This is a genomic window from Streptococcus sp. SO2, assembly GCF_030440025.1.
In genome coordinates, this window is record NZ_JAQFJH010000017.1 from 1 (window position 1) to 22,322 (window position 22,322).

Genomic DNA, 22,322 nt, shown 5'->3' on the forward strand with positions numbered 1-22,322 from the left:
TCAAAAACTTTGGATGCCTCGACATGGCTGTGTCCCTCTTTGATGTAATTTAATGCTCGTTGTTTAAAATCTGTACTATATGCCATAGCTTTATTATAACATGTATTTTATAAACTAAGTAACTATATAAGGCAAGTGATGCTCCATAACAACATCCATGAAAAGAGATTTCTTGATGAGTCAGTGGAAAGGAAGTGCTATTGCCCATATAAAGGCATGACCAAATTACCAAAAGAATCCAAAATAAATCAGTCCATTTATATTTTGAAAAATATTTTTTCCACATAAAAACACCCTCTTTCTTTACTATAATACTATTATAATACTGTTTGTAAACGAATACAAGAAATTTGAGGTAACAGCTAAGAAGAACCTGAGATTTAAAGGTAGTACAAACAACCTTCTTAGTGTTCTCTAGGTCTGATTTTGAAGTCTAAAAATTATTGACAAATTATTTTTTCTTTTGAGACCAGTTAACCTCAAGTCCATAACATTCAAAAAAGCGAATTTCAATTGAAACTCGCTTTTTTGCTAGATAGTGTAATAACTATAAAATTTCGTATCTTATACTCAATGAAAATCAAAGAGCAAACTAGGAAACTAGCCGCAGGCTGTACTTGAGTACGGCAAGGCGACGTTGACGCGGTTTGAATTTGATTTTCGAAGAGTATTAGTTCAAGTGCCAGATATCTTCATTATACTGAGCAATTGTACGGTCAGATGAGAAGAATCCTGCTTTAGCAATGTTGACGATGACTTTATCCAACCATGCATCACGGTCTTCGTAATCAGCAAGCATTTGCTCTTTGACTTTGATGTAGTCTTCCAAGTCAAGAAGAGTCATGAACCAGTCTTTGTTAATCAATTCGTTGTAAAGACGTTCCAAGCGTTCTTTCTTACCAACTGCAAGAACAGCGTCACTCACGATGAAGTCAACCAATGGTTTGATCGCTTCACGAGCGTAGAACTCGCTTGATTTGTAAGCTGATTTCGCATAAAGGTCGATAACAGTTTCTGAATCTTCACCGAAGATGTAGATGTTTTCGTCGCCAACCAACTCAGCGATTTCAACGTTAGCACCGTCCATAGTACCGAGAGTCAAAGCTCCGTTCAACATGAATTTCATGTTACCAGTACCTGAAGCTTCTTTAGAAGCCAATGAGATTTGTTCTGAGATGTCACATGCTGGGATCAAGAAGCTTGCTGCAGTAACGTTGTAGTTTTCAACCATTACCACTTGCAAGTGTGGAGCTACTGCTGGATCGTTGGCAATCACTTCTGACAAGCAAAGGATCAAGTGGATGATGTCTTGAGCGATTGTGTAGGCAGGAGCTGCTTTACCACCAAAGAATACTGTGATTGGACGAGCAGGGATGTTACCAGCCTTGATGTCCAAGTATTTGTGGATCACATACAAAGCGTTCATTTGTTGACGTTTGTACTCGTGAAGACGTTTGATTTGGATATCAAAGATAGAGTTTGTATTGATTTCCACACCTTGGTGTTCTTTCAAGTGACGAGCCAATTTACGTTTGTTGTGAGCTTTGATATCTTCAAGTTTTGCTTTGACAGCAGCCTTGTCTTCGTAAGAAAGAAGGTCTTCCAATTTAGAAGCTTCATGGTGCCATTCGCGACCAAGAATCTCATCCAAGTAGTGAGACAAGCTTGGGTTAGCATGCATAAGCCAGCGACGGAATGTGATACCGTTTGTTTTGTTGTTGAATTTTTCTGGGTAAAGATCGTAGAAAGCTTTCAACTCAGAGTTCTTCAAAATTTCTGTGTGAAGAGCGGCAACTCCGTTTACGCTGTATCCATAGTGGATATCCATGTGGGCCATGTGTACACGATCGTGTTCATCAATGATTTGAACAGCTGGATCTTTGTATTCAGCACGAACACGACGGTCCAATTCTTTGATGATTGGTACCAAGTGAGGAACCACTTCTTCCAAGAATTCAAGAGGCCATTTTTCAAGGGCTTCAGCAAGAATTGTGTGGTTTGTGTAGGCAGTCATGCTACGAACGATAGAGATTGCTTCATCAAGTTCGATACCACGTTCAGTCAGAAGACGGATCAATTCAGGGATCACCATTGATGGGTGAGTATCGTTGATTTGTACAACTGCGTAGTCAGCAAGGTCATGCAAGTTGCTTCCTTTTTCGATTGCTTCATCGATGATCAATTGTGCACCGTTTGAAACCATGAAGTATTGTTGGAAGATACGGAGCAATTCACCTTGTTTGTCGCTATCGTCTGGGTAAAGGAAAAGAGTCAAGTTGTGAGCGATGTCTGTCTTATCAAAGTTAATGCCATCTTCAATGATAGATGAATCAACTGAATCCAAGTCAAACAAACGCAAGCGGTTTTTCGTAGCAGTTTTGTAACCAGGTACATCGATATCGTAAAGAGTAGATGTCAATGTAAAGTGTGCAAATGGCACTTGGTAGCTACGGCTTGAACGAACCAACCAGTTTTGGTCAGTCAACCAAGCGTTAGGAATAGTTTCTTGTTGGTTGTTTTTAAGCACTTGTTGGAAAAGACCAAAGTGGTAGTTCAAACCAACACCGTCACCGTTCAATCCAAGTGTAGCGATTGAGTCGATAAAGCAGGCTGCCAAACGTCCCAAACCACCATTACCAAGCGATGGTTCCAATTCTACTTCTTCGATTTCGATCAACTCTTTACCTGCGTCAGCAAGTTCTTTTTTAACTTCGTCATAAAGACCAAGGTTAATCAAGTTGTTTGACAAGAGTTTACCAATCAAGAACTCAGCTGAGATGTAATAAACTTTTTTCTTACCAGTGTTCACTGGTTTTTGGCTGCTTGCAAGTTTGCTGTAGTTAAGAAGAGCAAGGTAAAGCTCCTCATTGCTACATTCTGCGATAGATTTATTGTAACGATTTTGTACAAATTCTTTTAATGGTAACATTTTTATGTCTCCTGATAATGTCTTATTTCTTTAATTTTACCAAATTTTCATTGATACGGCGATAAATTGTAGTCAAGTCAAGCAAAGTTTCTTCGACAGCAGGAGTCAATTGTTCCTCTGTCATACGCCATGACCAGTTTCCACCAAGAGTAGATGGGAAGTTCATACGAGCTGAACCATCCAATTCTAGCAAATCTTGCATAGTAGCAATCGTCATGAAACTTACTGATGCGAAAGCTGTACGAAGCATAGCATGCACCACTGTTTCGTACTCTTTACGGTTTGTGTAACGAGCCATGTACTCACGAGTTGGATCATCAATCTCATCACGGTACCAACCAAGAACAGTGTTGTTATCGTGTGTTCCAGTGTACATAACTGAGTTTGCTGGTGCCAAGTGTGGGCTGTCGATACTTTCGTGTTCTGGATTGAAAGCAAATTGAAGGACTTTCATTCCTGGGAATCCAGTGCGCTCACGAAGCTCGATGACTTCATCAGTCATAAATCCAAGGTCTTCTGCGATGATGTTCAAGTCACCAAGTTCTTCTTTAACGGCTGCAAAGAGTTTGTAGTCAGGTCCTTTCACCCATTTACCAGGTGCCGCTGTTTCAGAACCCGCAGGGATTTCCCAGTAAGACTCAAATCCACGGAAGTGGTCGATACGCACGATATCGTAGATTTTGAAGCTTTCACGCAAGCGTTCAATCCACCATTTGTAACCGTCTTTGTCCATTGCTTCCCAGTCATAGATTGGATTACCCCAAAGCTGACCAGTTGCAGAAAATTCATCTGGTGGGCATCCTGCGATACAAGTTGCCTTACCGTTGACATCTGTTTTGAAGAGATGTGGATTTGCCCACATGTCGCTAGAATCTTCCGCTACATAGATAGGCATGTCCCCAACGATTTCGATGTGGTTGTCGTTAGCGTAAGCTTTCAATTTCAACCATTGTTGGAAGAAGAGATATTGGGTTACTCGGTGGTATACAAGTTTGTCTGCCAATTGTTCACGGTAGCTTTCAAGAGCAGAAGCTTTACGCGCACGAATATCTGCATCTGGCCACTCTGTCCAAGCCAAGTTATCAAAATGCTCTTTAATAGCCATATACTCTGCAAAAAGTTCAAGCCATGATTGGTTGTCTTGAGCAAATCTTTCGAAGTCTTTCACATCTCCAACTTCAAGGAAACGTTTGACTGCTTTTTCTAGAAGGGGACGACGTGCATAGTAAATTTTAGCGTAGTCAACTTCAGTTGGATTGCTACCGAAGTCTACTCCCTCAAGATCACCTGCTTCTAATAAGCCTTGCTCTACCAAAATATCAAGATCGATAAAATGAGTGTTCCCAGCAAAGGCTGAGAAAGATTGATAAGGAGAATCTCCGTAGCTGGTTGTTCCTAAAGGAAGGATTTGCCAGTAACGTTGCTTTGTACGAACCAAGAAGTCAACGAAATCATAGGCGCTTTGACCAAATGATCCGATTCCGTAAGCTCCTGGAAGTGATGAGATGTGCATCAACACACCACTTTGACGTTTCTTCATAATAGCACCTCAAGTGTTTTTTTATTAATTGTTCAAATTTGTGCGCAAACGTTTGCGCTATGTAAAGTATAACCCATTTCTAAAATAAATGCAAGCGTTTTTAAAAAAACTTTTTATTGTTTAATCTTTTTTGACAAACTTTCAAGTTACTATATTCTTATTTTTAATACTCTTTTAATCATCATCCTAATCATGCAATCGTTTCCCTTCAATTATTTTTGAATCGAAATTTACACGATTACATCTTTCTCTTCTATTATACAAACAATTTTAGGAATTAGCCAGTAACAAGCTTTTTAAATTTTTTTCAAAAAAATACTTGCAACCGTTTTCTGTTTGTGCTATACTAAGGTCATAAGGGAAAACGTTTGCGTTCCCTAGACTATAAAATTTGTTATTCTTTAGGAGGAATACACTATGTCAACTAAATTCATGAAGAGCGCAGCTGTACTTGGTACTGCTACTCTTGCTAGCTTGCTTTTGGTAGCTTGCGGAAGCAAAACTGCTGATAAAGCGGCTGATTCTGGTTCATCTGAAGGTAAAGAACTTACTTTATACGTTGAAGACCAATATAAAGCATTTGCTGAATCAGCTGCACAAGCTTACGAAAAAGAAGCTGGAGTAAAAGTTACTATCAAAACAGGAGACCAAATGGGTGGTCTCGATAACCTTTCTCTAGATAACCAATCTGGTAAAGCTGCTGACGTTATGATGGCACCATACGACCGAGTAGGTAGCCTTGGTAAAGACGGACAACTTTCAGAAGTGAAATTGAGCGACGGTGCTAAAACAGATGATAAAACTAAATCTCTTGTAACAGCTGCTGACGGTAAAGTTTACGGTGCTCCTGCTGTTATCGAGTCACTTGTTTTGTACTATAATAAAGACTTGATTAAAGAAGCTCCAAAAACTTTTGCTGACTTGGAAAACCTTGCTAAAGATAGCAAATATGCCTTCGCTGGTGAAGATGGTAAAACAACTGCCTTCCTTGCTGACTGGACAAACTTCTACTATGCATACGGACTTCTTGCTGGTAACGGCGGTTACGTATTTGGTGACAACGGTAAAGATCCTAAAGATATCGGACTTGCAAACGAAGGAGCTATCACTGCTGTCAACTACGCTAAAACTTGGTACGAAAAATGGCCTAAAGGTATGCAAGATACGGAAGGAGCTCCAAACCTAATCCAAACTCAATTCCAAGAAGGTAAAACAGCTGCTATCATTGATGGTCCTTGGAAAGCTCAGGCCTTCAAAGATGCTAAAGTAAACTACAGTGTTGCGACTATCCCAACTCTTCCAAACGGTAAAAACTATGAAACATTCGGTGGTGGTAAAGCTTGGATCATCCCATCAAGTACTAAGAACCTTGAAGCTGCTCAAAAATTTGTAGACTTCCTTGTTTCAACTGAAGAACAAAAAGCCTTCTATGATAAAACTAACGAAATCCCAGCTAACACTGAGGCTCGTTCATATGCTGAAGGTAAAAACGATGAGTTGACAACAGCTGTTATCAAACAGTTCCAAAACGCTCAACCAATGCCAAACATCCCTCAAATGTCAGCTGTTTGGGACCCAGCTAAAACAATGCTATTTGAAGCTGTAAGTGGTAAGAAAGATGCTAAAACAGCTGCTAATGATGCTGTAACATTGATCAAAGAAACAATCCAACAAAAATTTGGTAACTAATTGATTGCTTCAAGGGAGATAATTCAAACATCTCCCTTGATTTTTAGATACACTGACAATGTTTTCAGTAGTTTTACTGATTAGCATCGAGCTCAACGCTCGTATCTTATGAAAGGAGCACTCATGGAACAACAACCAAAAAAAGCAGTCTTGCTTTCATTGATTCCTGGGTTGGGGCAAATCTATAATAAACAAAAAGCTAAAGGTTTTATCTTCCTTGCTGTAACAGTAGTTTTTGTCCTCTATTTTATAGCACTTGCAGCACCTGAATTGAGCAACTTGATCACACTTGGGGAAAAACCTGGCCGTGACAACTCTCTCTTCATGTTGATTCGTGGTGCATTTCACTCTATTTTTGTAATTGTTTATCTAGCCTTTTATATTCTCAATATTAAAGACGCTCACACTATTGCAAAACGTATCAATAATGGCATCCCTGTCCCATTGACACTTAAGGATATGATTAAAGGTATCTATGAAAATGGATTCCCATACTTGCTCATTATCCCATCTTACGTTGCCATGACATTTGCGATTATCTTCCCGGTTATTGTAACCTTGATGATTGCCTTTACTAACTACGATTTCCAACACTTACCACCAAACAAATTGTTAGACTGGGTTGGTTTGACTAACTTCACAAATATCTGGAGCTTGAGTACCTTCCGTTCAGCCTTCGGTTCTGTTCTTTCTTGGACTATTATCTGGGCTTTGTCTGCATCAACTTTACAGATTGTAATCGGTATCTTCACAGCTATTATTGCCAACCAACCATTCATCAAGGGGAAACGTATCTTTGGTGTTATCTTCCTTCTGCCTTGGGCGGTTCCAGCCTTCATCACTATCTTGACATTCTCAAACATGTTCAACGATAGTGTTGGTGCTATCAATACCCAAGTTTTGCCACTTTTTGCTAAGGTTCTTCCATTCCTTGACGGGGCACTCATCCCTTGGAAAACAGACCCTACTTGGACTAAGGTTGCCTTGATTATGATGCAAGGTTGGCTTGGATTCCCTTATATCTATGTCCTTACTCTCGGTATCCTACAGTCTATTCCAAACGACTTGTATGAAGCAGCTTATATCGACGGTGCAAACGCTTGGCAAAAATTCCGCAACATCACTTTCCCAATGATCTTGGCTGTTGCGGCACCTACTTTGATCAGCCAATACACCTTCAACTTCAACAACTTCTCTATCATGTACCTCTTCAATGGCGGTGGTCCTGGTAGTGTCGGTGGTGGAGCTGGTTCAACCGATATCTTGATCTCATGGATCTACCGTTTGACAACGGGTACATCTCCTCAATACTCTATGGCGGCAGCTGTTACCTTGATTATCTCTATCATTGTCATCTCAATCTCTATGATTGCATTCAAGAAACTACACGCATTTGATATGGAGGACGTCTAAGATGAATAACTCAATCAAACTCAAACGTAGACTGACTCAAACCCTTACTTACCTCTACTTGATTGGCCTTTCAATCGTGATTATCTATCCACTGTTGATTACTATCATGTCAGCCTTCAAGGCAGGTAACGTCGCAGCCTTTAAACTCGATACTAACATCGACTTCAATTTTGATAACTTTAAAGGGCTCTTTACAGAAACCTTGTACGGTACATGGTACCTCAACACTTTGATCATCGCTTTGATCACTATGGTTGTACAAACAAGTATTATCGTACTTGCTGGTTACGCCTATAGCCGTTACAACTTCTTGGCTCGTAAACAAAGTTTGGTCTTCTTCTTGATTATCCAAATGGTGCCTACAATGGCTGCTTTGACTGCCTTCTTCGTTATGGCCCTCATGTTGAATGCCCTTAACCATAGCTGGTTCCTCATCTTCCTCTACGTTGGTGGAGGTATCCCTATGAATGCTTGGTTGATGAAAGGTTACTTTGACACCGTGCCAATGTCTCTTGATGAGTCTGCAAAACTTGATGGTGCAGGACATTTCCGCCGCTTCTGGCAAATCGTTCTCCCTCTTGTTCGTCCAATGGTTGCTGTACAAGCACTCTGGGCCTTCATGGGACCTTTCGGAGACTATATCCTCTCTAGTTTCTTGCTTCGTGAAAAAGAATACTTTACAGTTGCCGTTGGTCTACAGACCTTCGTTAGCAATGTGAAGAACATGAAGATTGCCTACTTCTCAGCAGGTGCTATCCTCATCGCCCTTCCAATCTGTACACTTTTCTTCTTCTTGCAAAAGAACTTCGTTTCAGGACTTACAAGCGGTGGCGACAAGGGGTAATATACCCCCCCGCCACCCTTTTTCATTTTTGACCTTGTACATCGATTGTCTGGTGAGAAACAAGAGCTTGCTGAGATTACCTTGTTAGTTAGTGGACGAATCATAACAAACATTCACTTTTACCAAGGATTCTACTATCCCCGCTTGAAATAAAATACATTTCTCTATATAATACTCATATAGAAAAATGCCTATAGAAAGAGATTTATGTTACCATATCCATTTTCTTATTTTAATAGTATTTGGGGATTTCGTAAGCCCCTATCTCAACGTTTTGGTCTCAACTGGTTTCAACTGATTTTTACCAGTATTTTCCTGATTAGTTTGTCTATGGTCCCTATTGCCATCCAGAACAGTTCTCAGGAAACTTATCCTTTAGAAACTTTCATCGATGATGTCTACACTCCTTTGACGGATAGTGTGGTTCAGGATTTGGCTACCAATGCAAAGATTGTAGATGGTAAGTTGAGCTATACAGGTTCATCTCCTCATCAAGCTTCTATCCAAATCGGAGACCCTTCTAGTTCAAACTTCCCTGAGGAATTACTTCTGAACTTTGAACCTGAGAAACTCATCATCAGCAAGCAAGGAAAAGAATTGACTAGCATTCGCTATCATGCGATCACGACCGATAGTTTCCAAAGCAAGGAAAGCTTAACACAAGACATTTCTAAAGACTGGTATCAACAGAATCGTATCTATGTTAGCCTCTTTCTTGTGTTAGGTTCTAGCTTCCTCTTCGGACTTAATTTTTTCATCGTTGCTCTAGGTTCTAGCCTCTTGCTCTACTTTACGAAAAAATCACGTCTCTTTTCATTTAAAAGCTACAAAGAGTGCTATCATTTCATTTTGAACTGTTTAGGATTACCAACCTTACTTGCTATGATTCTCGGTCTCTTGGGGCAAAACATGGCAACTTTGATTACTGTTCAAAATATTTTATTTGTTCTATACCTGGTCACTATCTTTTACAAAACGCATTTCCGTGATCAAGACTACCATAAGTAGGAGTTTATTATGCCTGTTACGATTAAAGACGTGGCCAAGGCTGCAGGGGTCTCACCCTCAACCGTAACCCGTGTTATTCAAAACAAATCAACCATTAGCGATGAAACAAAAAAACGAGTTCGAAAGGCAATGAAGGAACTCAACTATCATCCTAACCTCAATGCCCGAAGCCTGGTTAGCAGTTATACGCAGGTTATCGGCTTGGTTCTTCCAGATGATTCAGATGTTTTCTACCAAAATCCTTTCTTTCCTTCTGTCCTTAGAGGAATTGCACAAGTTGCTTCAGAAAATCACTATGCCATCCAGATTGCAACTGGAAAAGACGAAAAAGAGCGCTTAAATGCAATTTCACAGATGGTCTATGGAAAGCGTGTAGACGGTCTTATCTTCTTGTATGCCCAAGAAAATGACCCCTTGGTTAAACTCGTTACAGAAGAACAATTTCCCTTCCTCATCCTTGGGAAATCACTATCACCTTTTATTCCACTTGTTGACAACGATAACATCCAAGCCGGATTTGATGCAGCCGAATACTTCATCAAAAAAGGATGCAGCCGCATTGCTTTCATCGGTGGTACCAAGAAACTCTACGTTACGCAGGATCGTCTAAGAGGTTACGAGCAAGCCCTTCAAGAACACAATCTACCTCTTGATAGTCATCGTACTTTCTTTGCAGATGAATTTCTTGAAGAAAAGGGCTATAAATTTAGCAAACAACTTTTTGAATACGATCCAAAAACCGATGCTGTTATCACAACAGATAGCCTCTTAGCTGAAGGTGTTTGTAACTACCTCAACGAACATCAGCTTAATGTCCCTGTTCTCAGCTTTGATTCTGTTAATCCAAGATTAAACCTAGCGGCCTATGTCAATATTAATAGTCTTACTCTTGGTCGCACTTCCTTTGAGACGATTCTTCAAATCATCAACGATGTCAAAGAAAATCGTCAAATCTGCTATCGTCAAGTGATTGCACATGAAATCATTGAAAAATAAGAAAAACCAACTCTAACATCTTTTGCTTAGAGTTGGTTTTTTGTAATCTATTTTTATAATTGATTAGTTTTCGACTTCGACAAATCGTCCTAGAATATGAACATTTTCTGAAACAGAAACAAAGGCTGTTGGATCAACTTGCTTCATGATCAGTTTAAAATCATTGAACTCTGCACGAGTGATAACCGTAATCAAAACAGCCTTACGTTCGTGGTTATAAGTTCCTTCAGCATCATGGATCATAGTCGCTCCACGGTGCAATTTATGATGGATTTTCTCAATGACGGCATCTGGATTGCTAGTAACAATCATGGCCTGCATGCGTTTTTGTTTGGTGAAAACTGCATCTGTCACACGACTTGAGACAAAGATAGTAATCATGGAATAAAGGGCATATTTCCAACCAAAGGTCACTCCTGCAATCAACATGATTGTACCATTAACCAAGAAAGAGATACTTCCGACGTTACGCCCAGTCTTCTTACGAATGGTTAAGCTGACAATGTCTGTTCCACCACTGGAGATGTTATGACGTAGTGCAAAGCCGATCCCCAGTCCCATAACGACACCCCCAAAAAGGGCATTGATGATGGGATCCTCTGTTAAGACCACTACAGGCACAAACTGGATAAAGAGCGAGCTCATGGATACCGTTATAAAGGTAAAAATCGTGAACTTATGCCCAATTTGGTACCAGGCCAAAATCATGAGAGGAATATTGATGGCATAAAAGGCTACTGAAATCGGGAAATGAAAACCAAACCAGTGATTACTAAGGGCAGATATAATCTGGGCCAAACCTGTCGCACCACTTGAATAAACGTGCCCTGGTTGGAAAAAGAAATTGACGGCTACTGCTGATAGAAAACCATATACCAGAGAAGCTGAGATTTTTTCATCGTATTTTTCTCGAGAAATACTTTGTAAAACACGCAAAAGCTTCACCCGATAAGCAAAGCGACGAAGATAATGATTCCACTTTTTAGTTCGTTTCGTTTGTTTCATCTTGTTCTACTCATTATTTCAAACGTACATACCTGAAGGTTTTAATTTCAGATCTAATTCCTCTAATTGTTTTAGCGCTACTGTTGATGGTGCTTGCGTCATTGGGTCAGTTGCCTTATTGTTCTTAGGAAAGGCGATGACTTCGCGAATATTTTCCTCTCCAGCGAGCAACATAACAAAACGGTCAAGACCGATAGCCAAACCACCGTGTGGTGGGAAGCCATAGTCCATAGCTTCCAAAAGGAAACCAAACTGGTCATTTGCTTCTTCTGCTGAGAAACCAAGAGCTTTGAACATACGTTCTTGAAGTTCTTTTTGGTTGATACGAAGACTACCACCACCAAGCTCATAACCGTTCAAGACGATATCGTAAGCAATAGCACGAACCTTAGCCAAATCACCTTCAAGCTCATGAGCAGTTTCTGCTTGAGGAAGGGTAAATGGATGGTGGGCACTCATATAACGGCCTTCTTCTTCTGACCATTCAAACATTGGCCAGTCAACAACCCAAAGGAAGTTGAACTTGTCAGTATCAATCAAGCCCAGTTCTTTAGCAATACGTCCACGAAGGGCACCAAGTGTTGCATTGGCTACTTCAAGCGTATCTGCTACAAAGAGAACCAAGTCCTTATCTTCAAGACCAAGTGCTGTTGTCAAATCTGCCTGAACGCCAGTCAAGAATTTAGCAACTGGACCATTTAATTCACCGTCAACAACCTTGACCCAAGCAAGACCTTTGGCACCGTACTGTTTGGCTACTTCAGTCATCTTGTCAATGTCTTTACGTGAATAGTTGTCCGCAGCTCCTTTGACCACAATGGCTTTAACGGCAGGTGCTTCTGAGAAGACTTTGAAATCAACACCCTTGACAAGATCTGTCAAGTCTTGAAGCAACATCTCAAAACGAGTATCAGGCTTGTCAGAACCATAAAGAGCCATGGCATCATCGTACTTCATACGAGGGAATGGCAGTGTTACTTCGATGCCTTTTGTTTCCTTCATCACGCGCGCAATCAAGCCTTCTGTAATATCTTGGATTTCTTGTTCAGTAAGGAAAGAAGTTTCCAAGTCGACCTGAGTGAACTCAGGCTGACGGTCACCACGCAAGTCTTCATCACGGAAACATTTGACGATTTGGTAGTAACGGTCAAATCCAGCATTCATCAACAACTGTTTTGTGATCTGCGGACTTTGAGGAAGAGCGTAAAAATGCCCTTTATTCACACGAGATGGTACCAAATAGTCACGCGCACCTTCTGGTGTTGACTTAGAAAGGAATGGTGTTTCCACATCGATAAATTCCAACTCATCCAAGTAGTTACGGATAGAATGAGTTACCTTAGCACGAAGTTTAAGGTTTTCCAACATTTCTGGACGACGAAGGTCAAGGTAACGGTAACGTAGACGTGTATCATCGTTTGCTTCAATACCATCCTTGATTTCAAATGGTGTTGTTTTGGCTGTATTAAGTACAGTAAGAGCTGTTACGTTCAATTCAACTGCGCCAGTCGCCAACTTGTCATTTGCTTGCTCACGTGCAGCAACTTGACCAGTCACCTCGATGACAAATTCACTACGAAGGCTTTCAGCTGTTGCCATCACCTCTGCAGATACTTTTTCTGGGTTGATAACCAACTGCATGATTCCTTCACGGTCACGAAGATCGATAAAGATCAAACCACCAAGGTCACGACGACGTGCAACCCAGCCTTTCAAGGTAATTTCTTGTCCGATGTGCTCCTCACGAACACGACCAGCATACATACTACGTTTCATGTTTTCTCTCCTCTTTTATTCTGTTACTATTTTACCATAAAAGCGCAGGCTCTTCATGAAAATCATCAGAAAAGTTGAGAAGAATCCTGCTATAAATGAAAAAATCCAGCAAAGTCATTCGCTGGATCTTATTTTACTTGGAATCTCTTTATTTTTTACGCTTTTCAGCAATCTCTGCAGCCTTTTTAGGGAGAACAATCTCCGTTGCATAGGCTGTCGCAAATCGCATAATACCTGCAATTGGTGCAAAGATAACTGCTAGATTGTTATAAAAGAAATCCCCTTTAAAAGCATAGGCAAGCGCTCCAATGATAAAGAAGAGAACAACTGCCTGAATCACTGCTAATAATATCACTCGTTTCATGACTTCCTCCTGAGTCTATTATAGCATGAGAATCATTAAAAATCCGATGAAATTATTTAAAGCATGTAAAGCGATGCTGTAAGCCAGTCCACCCTTGCTGATATAAGCCAACCCCAAGCTCAAACCGAGGGAACCATACACTAGGAATTGTTGTGGAGTTCCAGGGAAATGAACAAGGGCAAAGATGATGCTTGTTACTAGTAGAAAGAGAGCTGTCTGCTTGATGTTATCCTGTTGAGGGAAGACATAGCGAGCTAGCATACCTCTAAAGGTTAACTCTTCTGTCAGGGGCGCAAAGACAACTATCATGAAGAAAGCGAAGAGAGGTTGATTATGAGTCAATTGTTCTGCCGTCTGTTGATTGACTGATGGATCATTTGGCAAAAAGAATTGGGCAACAATGACAAGGGCCCATACCAAGGCAGGCAACCAGATGTATTTGTTAAGGGCTGTTTTTTCAATCGTAACGGTTCCTGTCTTATACCACTTGTAGGTAACGAAGGTGAAAATTCCTGCTAATAAGACATAAATTGGAACAGCAACATATTCAGGCGCACCCATTTTCATGGCTTCTAAGCCTACGCCCTGAATAAAACTATAGACCATAATAAATGATAAGAAAGTAAGACTATACCAACCGATATTTTGAAGTGTTTTCATAAGATTCTCCTATTTACCTTTATAACTATTTTTCAATACAAAGAGACATGCTAGGCCTAGAACAAGGACCCATGACAATAAAAGACCAAGATTTCCCAGAGACAATTCTCCTCCACCTTCTTTTAATAGACCTACAAAAGGACCGATAAAAGAATAGTCCAACAGTTTTTGAACCGTATTATTTTGAGAAGCAATCGTGGGTAAAAAAGAGACAATTAACATAGGAAAGATACTATAGACTTGCGCTTTAGATTGAGTATCTGATACTGCACCGATTAGAAGGTTGAGAAAAATAATACAAATAGTTGCTAGAAGCAAATAGATAGCATAGGCAAATAAATAACCAGATACGTTTACTTTAAGATAGATGGGAAGTACAATCATAGCAAGTAACATTATCAAAATAGGAAGAACGAGCATACTGAAAGTATATTCTGTTGCTGTCACACCACTTAGAATAAGTGATTTGAGATTTCTTTTTTCCTTATCTTCTGCCATCATAATCGATACCATGTAACCACTTCCCATGCTCAAGACCATCGTCAAGCTAGCAGATAGTAAAAATAGACTCACTTCTCCATTCTTATTTAAAAATTCATTTAATAAAACAGCAATACCAAAAGGCATCAATAAAGTTGCTAACAAAGTTGAATTGCTAATAAGAACTTGTAATCTTAACCATAGTAGGGCATTTAATTTTCTAAACATCTAACTTTTCTCCTGTTAATCTGATAAAGATCTCTTCTAAAGTTGGTTCACAAGAGTGAACAACCATCAAATCTGTCGTGTCTAAATGCGGCAATTCTTCAAACAGAACTATTTGTTCTCTTCCATCTTTATAACCTACACGTACTTTCTTATCCACATGGTATTTTTGAATAATCTCTTGTGGACTTCCATACTCTACTAAATTTCCCTTATTTAAAAGAGATAAGCGATCACAAAGCAAATTTGCTTCATTCATATCATGCGTGGTCAGAAAGATAGTTGTCCCCGCCTGTTTTAATTCTTGAAGTAGGGTATGAATCATCTTAGATGTTGTAGGGTCTAGCCCACTGGTTGGCTCATCTAGAAAAAGAATCTTAGGAGCATTAAGAAGGGCACGAGCCAAGAACATTCGTTGTTTCATTCCTGTAGATAGTTTTTCTGCGATAATATCTTTAGCATCTGCCAATCCAACCTGTTGGAGCACCTGATTTACTCTATCTGACTTGAGGCCATATAACTTTGCATAGATGAGAAGATTTTTGTAAAGACTCATCTTTTCATAAAAACCACTGCCATCACTAACTATACCGATTTGTTCCAAATCATTTGAGGTTAAATCTTGAGAATTCTTGCCTAACAAAATTGTGTTACCTTGATCTGCAGTTAACTGGCCTGTTAAGACATTGATCATGGTTGTTTTACCTGAGCCAGAAGGCCCAAGAAAACCAAAGATTTCACCCTCCTTAATCTCAAAAGAAATCTGGTGAAGAGCTTTTTTGCTCCCAAAACTTTTGCTTACATTTTCAACACGAATCATAGAAACTCCTTTATTTGAAATAACGTTTCACCATAGGTAACTGCATCACATTGATATAAATATGGATTGCTCCGACAAGCAAGAAGGCTAGTAACTGAATCTCTCCTGTCAGTAAAGAAAAGAGAGCAATCAAAAAGTACAAAGCTGGCAAGACATACTGATGTAATTGGAATAAAATCCGAAAACTCTGTTCCAAATTAGCCTGGCGCTCCCCTTCATCGTAAGAATTGACATAATCTAAGATATCCTTTGGCATAGAGAAAAATACCATATCAAACTGACGCACAATCGCAATGGTTTTATAAAAATATTTTTGAGCATTAAAAATCAACACTAATCCCAAAAAAGAAAGAGATAAGGTTAGATTGCTTCTATTTAGTATAACCACTTCACTTGCTGAAATGAAGAGAGCCAATAAAATCGCTACGTTTGTAATATTAAAAGCAATGTTACCAAACTCAAGATTCCGGTACATTTGCACATAATAGGTTTCATTCAGGTCATCATCCATATCCTCTTGATACAAGGAATGAAATTTTCTGCTTTTCTTTAAGAAATTGAACGTCAAAAGAATGCTAATGAAACCTAACAGTAAACAAATAGTTGATATCCAGGGTATCAAGACTTTTACATCTAAAATAACTTCGTAGGATTCGGCACCGGCCTTATACATCCCTACAAAACCGCCCAAGAAACCTCCAAAGACAACAGCTGCTAAAAATAATAATAATCCACGTTTCTTTTCCATCTTTTAACCTCTTTCTAAAACAATCCAACCAACCATTGACCAAAGGCTTTCCCTGATTCAAAAATAGTTGTCAATCCCTCTGCTCCAAGTGACACCAAAAGCAAACAAACAACAAATAACATAATAGCTTGGTTTCTTGCTTTTTTCGCTCCATCTCCTAATGGCTCTTTACCTAGCCAACCTGCTAGATAAGCATAGAGAACAACTGTTATAATCCCAATTTCCGTCGAAGAGAGGAATAAGAAGAGCGTCACCAAACGAACAATGTTGGCTTGAATGTTAAAATAGTTTCCTAAACCTGCACAAACACCTGCAAGTGCTTTGTTCTCAGTATCTACTTGAAAACCTGCTAAAAATTCTTTCATAATTCTTCTCCTTTTACAACTTCTAAACCTTTTGATTTCTTTTCAATCCATTCAACTACTGGGATGAGGCCAAAGTAAATCCAAAAGGAGTACTCACTTTGGTACAGATTAAACCAGCCTAAGTCTGTCCCAATCAGTAGAAATACGCTGACTAATAAAGCTATGGCAACTACATAATAAATCACTTTATACTTGTTCATCATTTTTCTCCTTTTTCTTCAACCGATTGAAAATGGACAAGAGGGCTAAATTAAGCCAAAACAAATACTTACTTTCAACAAAATAGAACCACCCCAGTAATGTTCCAACCATAGCGAAAGCATTCACAATGAGGGCAAGAACACTCATGTAATAAATCACTTTAAACTTATTCATCACTCGTCCTCCTCTAAGCGAAAAACTGACTCGACTGGCTCATTAAAGATCTGAGCAATCTTCAGAGCAATGACGATGGAGGGCGTGTACTCATCCCGCTCCAATAGACTGATGGTTTGCCTGGATACGCCTGCTAGCTTGGCCAGTTCAGTTTGATTCAGGCCATCGCGAGCCCGAAGCTCTTTTAGACGATTTTTTAGTTGCATGTTACACACCTACTCTCCGTCAAATTCAACAGTTTGGATATCCTCAATACGTTGCAACTTGAATTTTTCTTTCCCCTTTTTATCAACACTACGTAGTTTGACCCATTCCTCATCAACATCCACAACTTCCCATAAAGATGTTCCAAACACTTGTCCAACGATTGTTGGGCTTTTCCCAATTAATTCTTTCAATAATCTTGACATATCTATATTTCCTTTCTCTTTTTGCTCAAACTTTTTGATTTTATTCTCTAGTTTCTTGACCTTTTGGGTATGGTCGAGATAAAAGATTATCATAAGAGGTACAAATCCTAATGCCCACATAATCGTTCCTTTCTGCTATACTTTTCTTAACTTGCTTACATTGTAACACATCTTTTTATTTTTGACAAGTATCTTTGTCAAAAAGTTTAAGATTTTTGTCATTTTGCAAAAGAAAAAGGTCAGGAGTAAGATCCTGACCAGTTTATCTGTTATTAAAATCCTAATTTTGCAAAGATTTCTGAGAAGTTTTGGCTGATTGTTTCAAGTGAAACTTGAACTTCTTCTCGAGTTTGGTTGTTCTTGACTGTCACTTGTCCGCTTTCGACTTCGCTCTCTCCAAGAGTGATAAGAGTCTTAGCAGCAAAGACATCGGCTGACTTGAATTGCGCTTTGAGTTTACGGTTGAGGTAATCACGCTCTGCTTTGAAACCTTGTTGGCGAAGAGCTTGTACCAACTCCAAGGCTTTAAGATTAGCTACTTCACCAAGAACAGCGATATAGACATCTAGGGCGTTTTCGATAGGGAGAGACACACCTTGCTTTTCAAGGATGAGAAGCAGACGCTCTACACCAAGTCCAAAACCAAATCCAGCAGTCTCAGGACCACCAAAGTAAGCAACCAAGCCATCGTAGCGACCACCTGCACAGACTGTCAAGGCATTGCCCTCAATCTCAGTGATGAATTCAAAAATCGTGTGGTTGTAGTAGTCCAAACCACGAACCATATTGGTATCGATGATGTAATCTACTCCAAGGTTTTCCAACATTTGACGGACGGCATCAAAATGAGCTTGGCTTTCTTCATCCAGGTAATCCAGGATAGACGGCGCATTCTCTACCGCCACCTTGTCTTCCTTTTCCTTAGAGTCCAAGACACGGAGAGGATTTTCTTCCAAACGACGTTGACTATCCTTAGACAAGGTCTCCTTAAGCGGTGTCAAGTAGTCAATCAAGGCTTGACGATAGGCCGCACGACTCTCAGGATTTCCAAGAGTATTAAGATGCAGTTTCACCCCTTGAATCCCGATTGCTTTCAAAAAGTGGGCTGCCATGGCGATGGTTTCCACATCTGTCGCTGGATTGCTAGATCCAAAGCACTCCACACCAATCTGGTGGAATTGACGCAAGCGACCTGCTTGTGGACGCTCATAGCGGAACATTGGACCCATGTAGTAGAACTTGCTTGGTTTTTGAACTTCTGGTGCGAAGAGTTTATTTTCCACATAAGAACGAACAACTGGTGCTGTTCCCTCTGGACGGAGAGTGATATGGCGGTCACCCTTGTCATAAAAGTCATACATTTCCTTGGTTACGATATCAGTTGTGTCTCCAACAGAACGACTGATGACCTCATAATGTTCAAAAATAGGCGTGCGTACTTCTGCATAGTTGTAGCGTTTAAAGATTTCACGCGCAAATCCTTCAACGTACTGCCATTTGGCAGACTCAGCAGGTAAAATATCCTGCGTTCCTTTTGGTTTTTGTAATTTCATAGGGAATCCTCTTTATAACTTAATAGTCCTATTTTACCATAAATGACGGGATTGGGACAGTGTGAAAAGAAGACGAACACCTAAATTTCATTTTTGAGATTGAGACTTGTCAGAAGAATAGCTATCAGAGAAAGACCTACGAAAAGTATCCAAGTCAACTGTATATCCCATACCGCCACCAGTGAAAAACAGGCCGTCCCCACTGGTATAGATAGAGTAAACAACAAACCTAAAAAATTACTGGTACGAGAGAGAACCTCTGGAGCAAGATTTTTCATGAGCAGAGCACTAATTTTAGGGGAAATTTTACCAGAGATATACATGGTAAAAAAGACGAAAAGCATCCCAAGCAAGACTTGGTTTAACAAATTAGATAGACCAACTAGACTGGCTCCTAATGTAACCCACATCATCAATCTAGGCAAAGATTGCTTCCCCAAATAGTCATTTCCCGTAAGACTACTGATGATAACTGCTAATAAGGTAATCAATTGTAAGATAAACAATGCATCCTTGTAGGAAAAATTCAGTAAGGAATGATTTAAAAGGAAGATGTTATAGATACCACCTAAGGCACCACCCAAAGCATTGATAAGCAAGATAGCAAAGAGCATAAAACCAAAGTTTTTCTGTCCACTTTTAAGAAAAACGAGACGTAAGTTTCGGTAAATCGTTAAAAATTGATCTTTGATAGAAAGTTTCTCATTTTTCAGTGATTTACTATCAACAAGTGGAGTTGATAAGCTTAATTCAGCCCTTCCTAAAAAGAGAATGAGAGCTGACACTAGGAAAAATATAGCATTGATTCCCGCTACGAGCGAAAAGTTCTGTGTCGACACCCCTAATAGCCATACTCCGAAAGCCTGCCCGCCAATCGCAGAGATGTAGGTAATAAACTGTGAAAAGGAATAGGCCTCCATCAAATCTGGCTCTGCTACTTTTTCTTTAACGAGAGGCATTCGCAAGCCACCCGCAAAATCACTGGCTACATCACTAATGACATTGATGAGGCAAAGGGTCGAAAAGGCAAAGAAACTAGCTTGCTGAACAACTAGGGCTGCTAGAAAAAATAAAACCGCCTGAAATAAACCGACATAGGTCATCCATTTGACCTTGTACCTCGTGTAATCTGCCCGAATTCCCACAAAAACTGTAAAAAGAGTTGGAAGCATCATCACAACATTCGCCATTGCAACGGCAACAGAAGCCTCTGGCAAAGTTGAGGCATAGACCATAAATACTAAATTAAAAATGGAAGCTCCAAAAGCATTGAAAAATCGTGATAAACTCAAAACTCTGTAAGCTTGATTTCTTAGTAATAGTTTCATATAGATTCCTCTCTTTCTCACATACTACTTTTATGGTAGCTCTAGTATAGCATCAAGAATCTTACGAGAAGACATTTTTGAATATATGCAACAGACTAAACTGATAACGAAAACGATAGAATTTGTCTAATGCTAATAAGTATCTTCACAGTCCTATCGTTTCAAGTTATTTTATCTAGTTGCAGATATTCAACACTTCATGGTGCTTCTATAATAGTCAGCAGATTTGCTACAACCAATCATCTCAAAAATACGAATAGCGTCCTCCATCTTTCTCTGCCCTTCCTCTGCTCTTCCTTGCTTACTATCAAGCAAACCTTCTGCCCATAGGTAGACTATTCGAAAATAGGTTTCATTTTCTTCAAAGAAGTTCTTTTCAATTTGTTTTTTAAAATAGAGGGCATTGGTAAAATCATCAATTTCAATACAGGCCATAAAAGCATTGAGGAGCAAGGTGTGCATCATATTTCGATTTTTCCCAACTCCTTGCAAGAAATCTGACTTCCGCAACATTTCTCGAGTGTACTTTGTAAAAAGCTGGACCGATAAAAGAGGAGAGCAGGAAGAAAAGAACAACAATTCATAGTGTCCCCAAATTTCGACAGAAAATAGATAATCATGTAGGACTCTTTCTTCCTCAGCGGTCAATGTAACCGTCTCATCAATAGCTTTCATATAGGATTTTATTAAAATCGCATTGAGAATGTGTTGCTGTCTATCTTTTGAAAAAGGAAGTTGTTGATATTCTCTCTGGTAGAGAGTGCGCAAGGATGTCAAATCTTGAGGGTCAATAGCCTCAACTATTCTGTTTCTAAATTCAGAATAGGCATCCTGATGAAAACCTCTCGCCAAAAATAACAATTCTTCCATACTCGCATGAATATTCTCCAAAACTGTGATTAACTTTGGAGCAGATATTTCACTCTGACCATTTTCAAAACGCGACAATAAGGATGCTGAAAAGCGTCCACCTGTTGCTTTTCTCAAGGAAATTTTTCTTGATTCTCGTAACTCTTTAAAAACTTTTCCTAAATTCTTCATCCTCTTACCACTCGTCTTTTATTTTTTCCTATTTTACCACATTTCCTAATAAATACTAGTTCCAAACCAGCATTTACAATCTGAGCCAAGCATGGTACAATGAAAAACATCAGATATACGAAGGAGAACTTATGAAAAAGAATATCTTGACGACCCTTGTAGCTGCCCTTGTCTACTTTCTCTGTATCGGAGTGGGTGTTCTACTAGGAAACCTTGTCGACCACACTGGAAATATGTTTTACGCCCCTGCCTTTTCTGCTCTTGTGGGCGGTAGCGTCTATATGATCCTTTTAGAAAAAGTGCCTCGTTTTGGAGCGATTACTACGATTGGACTTGTAATTTCTCTATTTTTCCTCGGGAGCAAGCATGGAGCTGGAGCCTTCCTGCCAGGAATCATCTGTGGACTTGTGGCAGATGGCATTGCTCATCTTGGCCACTACAAAGATAAGGTCAAGAACCTTCTTTCCTTCCTAGTTTTTGCTTTTGGTACTACTGGTCCCATCCTACTCATGTGGTTGACACCTCAAGCTTACATAGCAACCCTAGTTGCTCGTGGAAAATCTCAGGACTATATTGATCGCATCATGGTCGCTCCTAATCCTGGTACTATCCTTCTCTTTGTAGCAAGTGTCCTCATTGGTGCTTTACTTGGCGCCCTTATTGGACAAGCGCTTAGTAAGAAATTCGCAGATAAAATGTGATAGAAAAAGAGCCTTACGGCTCTCAGTAGGTAGACAAACCCTTTCGGTAATT

Annotated in this window: 24 protein-coding genes and 1 pseudogene; 6 read left to right on the forward strand and 19 right to left on the reverse strand. The window is 39.7% G+C overall.

Annotated elements, in window-relative coordinates; translation table 11 throughout:
* The 4 genes from PCY17_RS10205 to malQ form a co-directional block, all read right to left on the reverse strand.
* Nucleotides 1-86, reverse strand: an 86-nt coding sequence (locus tag PCY17_RS10205) for an IS630 transposase-related protein (protein WP_301393612.1), incomplete at its 3' end; no start/stop codon positions are given.
* On the reverse strand, nt 50-286 hold the full coding sequence (locus PCY17_RS12205) for a hypothetical protein (protein ID WP_367400509.1): 237 nt from the start codon (nt 284-286) through the stop codon (nt 50-52). The genes PCY17_RS12205 and PCY17_RS10205, both read right to left, overlap by 37 nt.
* 384 nt (nt 287-670) lie before the next feature.
* Nucleotides 671-2,929 carry a glycogen/starch/alpha-glucan family phosphorylase gene (gene glgP / locus PCY17_RS10210; RefSeq protein WP_301393805.1) on the reverse strand — a complete coding sequence of 753 codons (2,259 nt, stop codon included), beginning with the start codon at nt 2,927-2,929 and terminating at the stop codon, nt 671-673.
* A 22-nt stretch (nt 2,930-2,951) separates the two neighbouring features.
* Nucleotides 2,952-4,469, reverse strand: coding sequence for a 4-alpha-glucanotransferase (malQ, locus tag PCY17_RS10215; RefSeq protein WP_301393809.1), 1,518 nt, complete (start codon nt 4,467-4,469; stop codon nt 2,952-2,954).
* A 417-nt stretch (nt 4,470-4,886) separates the two neighbouring features.
* On the opposite strand from malQ, the gene PCY17_RS10220 reads away from it, so the two are divergent.
* The 5 genes from PCY17_RS10220 to PCY17_RS10240 all read left to right on the forward strand — a co-directional run bounded on the left by PCY17_RS10220 (nt 4,887) and on the right by PCY17_RS10240 (nt 10,419).
* Nucleotides 4,887-6,158: an extracellular solute-binding protein gene (locus tag PCY17_RS10220; RefSeq protein ID WP_301393812.1), complete on the forward strand. Its 1,272-nt coding sequence runs from the start codon at nt 4,887-4,889 to the stop codon at nt 6,156-6,158.
* A 123-nt stretch (nt 6,159-6,281) separates the two neighbouring features.
* Complete coding sequence (locus PCY17_RS10225; RefSeq protein ID WP_301393815.1) at nt 6,282-7,571, forward strand: sugar ABC transporter permease; 1,290 nt, start codon at nt 6,282-6,284, stop codon at nt 7,569-7,571.
* A 1-nt stretch (nt 7,572) separates the two neighbouring features.
* The gene (locus tag PCY17_RS10230; protein WP_049531176.1) at nt 7,573-8,415 is read left to right on the forward strand and encodes a sugar ABC transporter permease; all 843 of its coding nucleotides are present in this window, start codon (nt 7,573-7,575) and stop codon (nt 8,413-8,415) included.
* Between the two features lie 207 nt (nt 8,416-8,622).
* Entirely contained in the window at nt 8,623-9,423 is an 801-nt protein-coding gene (locus tag PCY17_RS10235) for a DUF1189 domain-containing protein (protein ID WP_301393821.1), read from the forward strand.
* A gap of 9 nt (nt 9,424-9,432) precedes the next feature.
* Nucleotides 9,433-10,419 carry a LacI family DNA-binding transcriptional regulator gene (locus tag PCY17_RS10240; RefSeq protein WP_049526424.1) on the forward strand — a complete coding sequence of 329 codons (987 nt, stop codon included), beginning with the start codon at nt 9,433-9,435 and terminating at the stop codon, nt 10,417-10,419.
* A gap of 63 nt (nt 10,420-10,482) precedes the next feature.
* Here PCY17_RS10240 and PCY17_RS10245 read toward each other — a convergent pair whose 3' ends face one another.
* From PCY17_RS10245 to PCY17_RS10315, 15 genes and pseudogenes are all read right to left on the reverse strand, one after another.
* Nucleotides 10,483-11,424: a YitT family protein gene (locus tag PCY17_RS10245; protein ID WP_301393824.1), complete on the reverse strand. Its 942-nt coding sequence runs from the start codon at nt 11,422-11,424 to the stop codon at nt 10,483-10,485.
* An 18-nt stretch (nt 11,425-11,442) separates the two neighbouring features.
* Nucleotides 11,443-13,200, reverse strand: coding sequence for an aspartate--tRNA ligase (gene aspS, locus PCY17_RS10250; RefSeq protein WP_301393826.1), 1,758 nt, complete (start codon nt 13,198-13,200; stop codon nt 11,443-11,445).
* Nucleotides 13,201-13,348: 148 nt separating this feature from the next.
* Nucleotides 13,349-13,564, reverse strand: coding sequence for a hypothetical protein (locus PCY17_RS10255; RefSeq protein ID WP_000832173.1), 216 nt, complete (start codon nt 13,562-13,564; stop codon nt 13,349-13,351).
* Between the two features lie 18 nt (nt 13,565-13,582).
* A complete protein-coding gene (locus PCY17_RS10260) occupies nt 13,583-14,224 on the reverse strand; it encodes a CPBP family intramembrane glutamic endopeptidase (RefSeq protein ID WP_301393831.1) in 642 nt (213 codons plus the stop codon).
* 9 nt (nt 14,225-14,233) lie between these two features.
* Complete coding sequence (locus PCY17_RS10265) at nt 14,234-14,932, reverse strand: ABC transporter permease (RefSeq protein ID WP_301393833.1); 699 nt, start codon at nt 14,930-14,932, stop codon at nt 14,234-14,236.
* Nucleotides 14,925-15,749: an ABC transporter ATP-binding protein gene (locus tag PCY17_RS10270; protein WP_301393836.1), complete on the reverse strand. Its 825-nt coding sequence runs from the start codon at nt 15,747-15,749 to the stop codon at nt 14,925-14,927. Before PCY17_RS10270 ends, PCY17_RS10265 begins: the two co-directional genes overlap by 8 nt.
* 10 nt (nt 15,750-15,759) lie before the next feature.
* Nucleotides 15,760-16,497: a DUF3169 family protein gene (locus tag PCY17_RS10275; RefSeq protein ID WP_301393839.1), complete on the reverse strand. Its 738-nt coding sequence runs from the start codon at nt 16,495-16,497 to the stop codon at nt 15,760-15,762.
* A 14-nt stretch (nt 16,498-16,511) separates the two neighbouring features.
* The gene (locus PCY17_RS10280) at nt 16,512-16,862 is read right to left on the reverse strand and encodes a PspC domain-containing protein (RefSeq protein WP_301393842.1); all 351 of its coding nucleotides are present in this window, start codon (nt 16,860-16,862) and stop codon (nt 16,512-16,514) included.
* Nucleotides 16,859-17,062 carry a hypothetical protein gene (locus PCY17_RS10285; protein WP_301393845.1) on the reverse strand — a complete coding sequence of 68 codons (204 nt, stop codon included), beginning with the start codon at nt 17,060-17,062 and terminating at the stop codon, nt 16,859-16,861. The genes PCY17_RS10280 and PCY17_RS10285 overlap by 4 nt, the downstream gene beginning before the upstream one ends.
* On the reverse strand, nt 17,049-17,237 hold the full coding sequence (locus PCY17_RS10290; RefSeq protein ID WP_075229661.1) for a hypothetical protein: 189 nt from the start codon (nt 17,235-17,237) through the stop codon (nt 17,049-17,051). The genes PCY17_RS10285 and PCY17_RS10290 overlap by 14 nt, the downstream gene beginning before the upstream one ends.
* Complete coding sequence (locus PCY17_RS10295) at nt 17,237-17,443, reverse strand: helix-turn-helix transcriptional regulator (protein WP_001176235.1); 207 nt, start codon at nt 17,441-17,443, stop codon at nt 17,237-17,239. Before PCY17_RS10295 ends, PCY17_RS10290 begins: the two co-directional genes overlap by 1 nt.
* 9 nt (nt 17,444-17,452) lie before the next feature.
* Nucleotides 17,453-17,920: pseudogene (locus PCY17_RS12210) on the reverse strand (hypothetical protein).
* Nucleotides 17,920-19,200 carry a histidine--tRNA ligase gene (gene hisS / locus PCY17_RS10305; RefSeq protein ID WP_301393853.1) on the reverse strand — a complete coding sequence of 427 codons (1,281 nt, stop codon included), beginning with the start codon at nt 19,198-19,200 and terminating at the stop codon, nt 17,920-17,922. Before hisS ends, PCY17_RS12210 begins: the two are co-directional and overlap by 1 nt.
* Nucleotides 19,201-19,280: 80 nt before the next feature.
* On the reverse strand, nt 19,281-20,528 hold the full coding sequence (locus PCY17_RS10310; protein ID WP_301393856.1) for a transporter: 1,248 nt from the start codon (nt 20,526-20,528) through the stop codon (nt 19,281-19,283).
* A 189-nt stretch (nt 20,529-20,717) separates the two neighbouring features.
* Nucleotides 20,718-21,569 carry an Rgg/GadR/MutR family transcriptional regulator gene (locus PCY17_RS10315; protein WP_301393859.1) on the reverse strand — a complete coding sequence of 284 codons (852 nt, stop codon included), beginning with the start codon at nt 21,567-21,569 and terminating at the stop codon, nt 20,718-20,720.
* Between the two features lie 131 nt (nt 21,570-21,700).
* On the opposite strand from PCY17_RS10315, the gene PCY17_RS10320 reads away from it, so the two are divergent.
* A complete protein-coding gene (locus tag PCY17_RS10320; RefSeq protein ID WP_223140312.1) occupies nt 21,701-22,270 on the forward strand; it encodes an MptD family putative ECF transporter S component in 570 nt (189 codons plus the stop codon).
* Nucleotides 22,271-22,322 lie beyond the last annotated feature (52 nt).

Excerpts from the sequence above, each read along its gene's own strand:
- PCY17_RS10310 (WP_301393856.1), bottom strand. The coding sequence starts at position 20,528 with ATGAAACTATTACTAAGAAATCAAGCTTACAGAGTTTTGAGTTTATCA.
- PCY17_RS10280 (WP_301393842.1), bottom strand. The coding sequence starts at position 16,862 with ATGAAAGAATTTTTAGCAGGTTTTCAAGTAGATACTGAGAACAAAGCA.
- PCY17_RS10295 (WP_001176235.1), bottom strand. The coding sequence starts at position 17,443 with ATGCAACTAAAAAATCGTCTAAAAGAGCTTCGGGCTCGCGATGGCCTG.
- PCY17_RS10255 (WP_000832173.1), bottom strand. The coding sequence starts at position 13,564 with ATGAAACGAGTGATATTATTAGCAGTGATTCAGGCAGTTGTTCTCTTC.
- PCY17_RS10270 (WP_301393836.1), bottom strand. The coding sequence starts at position 15,749 with ATGATTCGTGTTGAAAATGTAAGCAAAAGTTTTGGGAGCAAAAAAGCT.
- PCY17_RS12205 (WP_367400509.1), bottom strand. The coding sequence starts at position 286 with ATGTGGAAAAAATATTTTTCAAAATATAAATGGACTGATTTATTTTGG.
- PCY17_RS10260 (WP_301393831.1), bottom strand. The coding sequence starts at position 14,224 with ATGAAAACACTTCAAAATATCGGTTGGTATAGTCTTACTTTCTTATCA.
- PCY17_RS10245 (WP_301393824.1), bottom strand. The coding sequence starts at position 11,424 with ATGAAACAAACGAAACGAACTAAAAAGTGGAATCATTATCTTCGTCGC.
- hisS (WP_301393853.1), bottom strand. The coding sequence starts at position 19,200 with ATGAAATTACAAAAACCAAAAGGAACGCAGGATATTTTACCTGCTGAG.
- PCY17_RS10315 (WP_301393859.1), bottom strand. The coding sequence starts at position 21,569 with ATGAAGAATTTAGGAAAAGTTTTTAAAGAGTTACGAGAATCAAGAAAA.
- PCY17_RS10275 (WP_301393839.1), bottom strand. The coding sequence starts at position 16,497 with ATGGAAAAGAAACGTGGATTATTATTATTTTTAGCAGCTGTTGTCTTT.
- aspS (WP_301393826.1), bottom strand. The coding sequence starts at position 13,200 with ATGAAACGTAGTATGTATGCTGGTCGTGTTCGTGAGGAGCACATCGGA.
- PCY17_RS10220 (WP_301393812.1), top strand. The coding sequence starts at position 4,887 with ATGTCAACTAAATTCATGAAGAGCGCAGCTGTACTTGGTACTGCTACT.
- PCY17_RS10230 (WP_049531176.1), top strand. The coding sequence starts at position 7,573 with ATGAATAACTCAATCAAACTCAAACGTAGACTGACTCAAACCCTTACT.
- PCY17_RS10290 (WP_075229661.1), bottom strand. The coding sequence starts at position 17,237 with ATGAATAAGTTTAAAGTGATTTATTACATGAGTGTTCTTGCCCTCATT.
- malQ (WP_301393809.1), bottom strand. The coding sequence starts at position 4,469 with ATGAAGAAACGTCAAAGTGGTGTGTTGATGCACATCTCATCACTTCCA.
- PCY17_RS10225 (WP_301393815.1), top strand. The coding sequence starts at position 6,282 with ATGGAACAACAACCAAAAAAAGCAGTCTTGCTTTCATTGATTCCTGGG.
- PCY17_RS10240 (WP_049526424.1), top strand. The coding sequence starts at position 9,433 with ATGCCTGTTACGATTAAAGACGTGGCCAAGGCTGCAGGGGTCTCACCC.
- glgP (WP_301393805.1), bottom strand. The coding sequence starts at position 2,929 with ATGTTACCATTAAAAGAATTTGTACAAAATCGTTACAATAAATCTATC.
- PCY17_RS10285 (WP_301393845.1), bottom strand. The coding sequence starts at position 17,062 with ATGAACAAGTATAAAGTGATTTATTATGTAGTTGCCATAGCTTTATTA.
- PCY17_RS10320 (WP_223140312.1), top strand. The coding sequence starts at position 21,701 with ATGAAAAAGAATATCTTGACGACCCTTGTAGCTGCCCTTGTCTACTTT.
- PCY17_RS10235 (WP_301393821.1), top strand. The coding sequence starts at position 8,623 with ATGTTACCATATCCATTTTCTTATTTTAATAGTATTTGGGGATTTCGT.
- PCY17_RS10265 (WP_301393833.1), bottom strand. The coding sequence starts at position 14,932 with ATGTTTAGAAAATTAAATGCCCTACTATGGTTAAGATTACAAGTTCTT.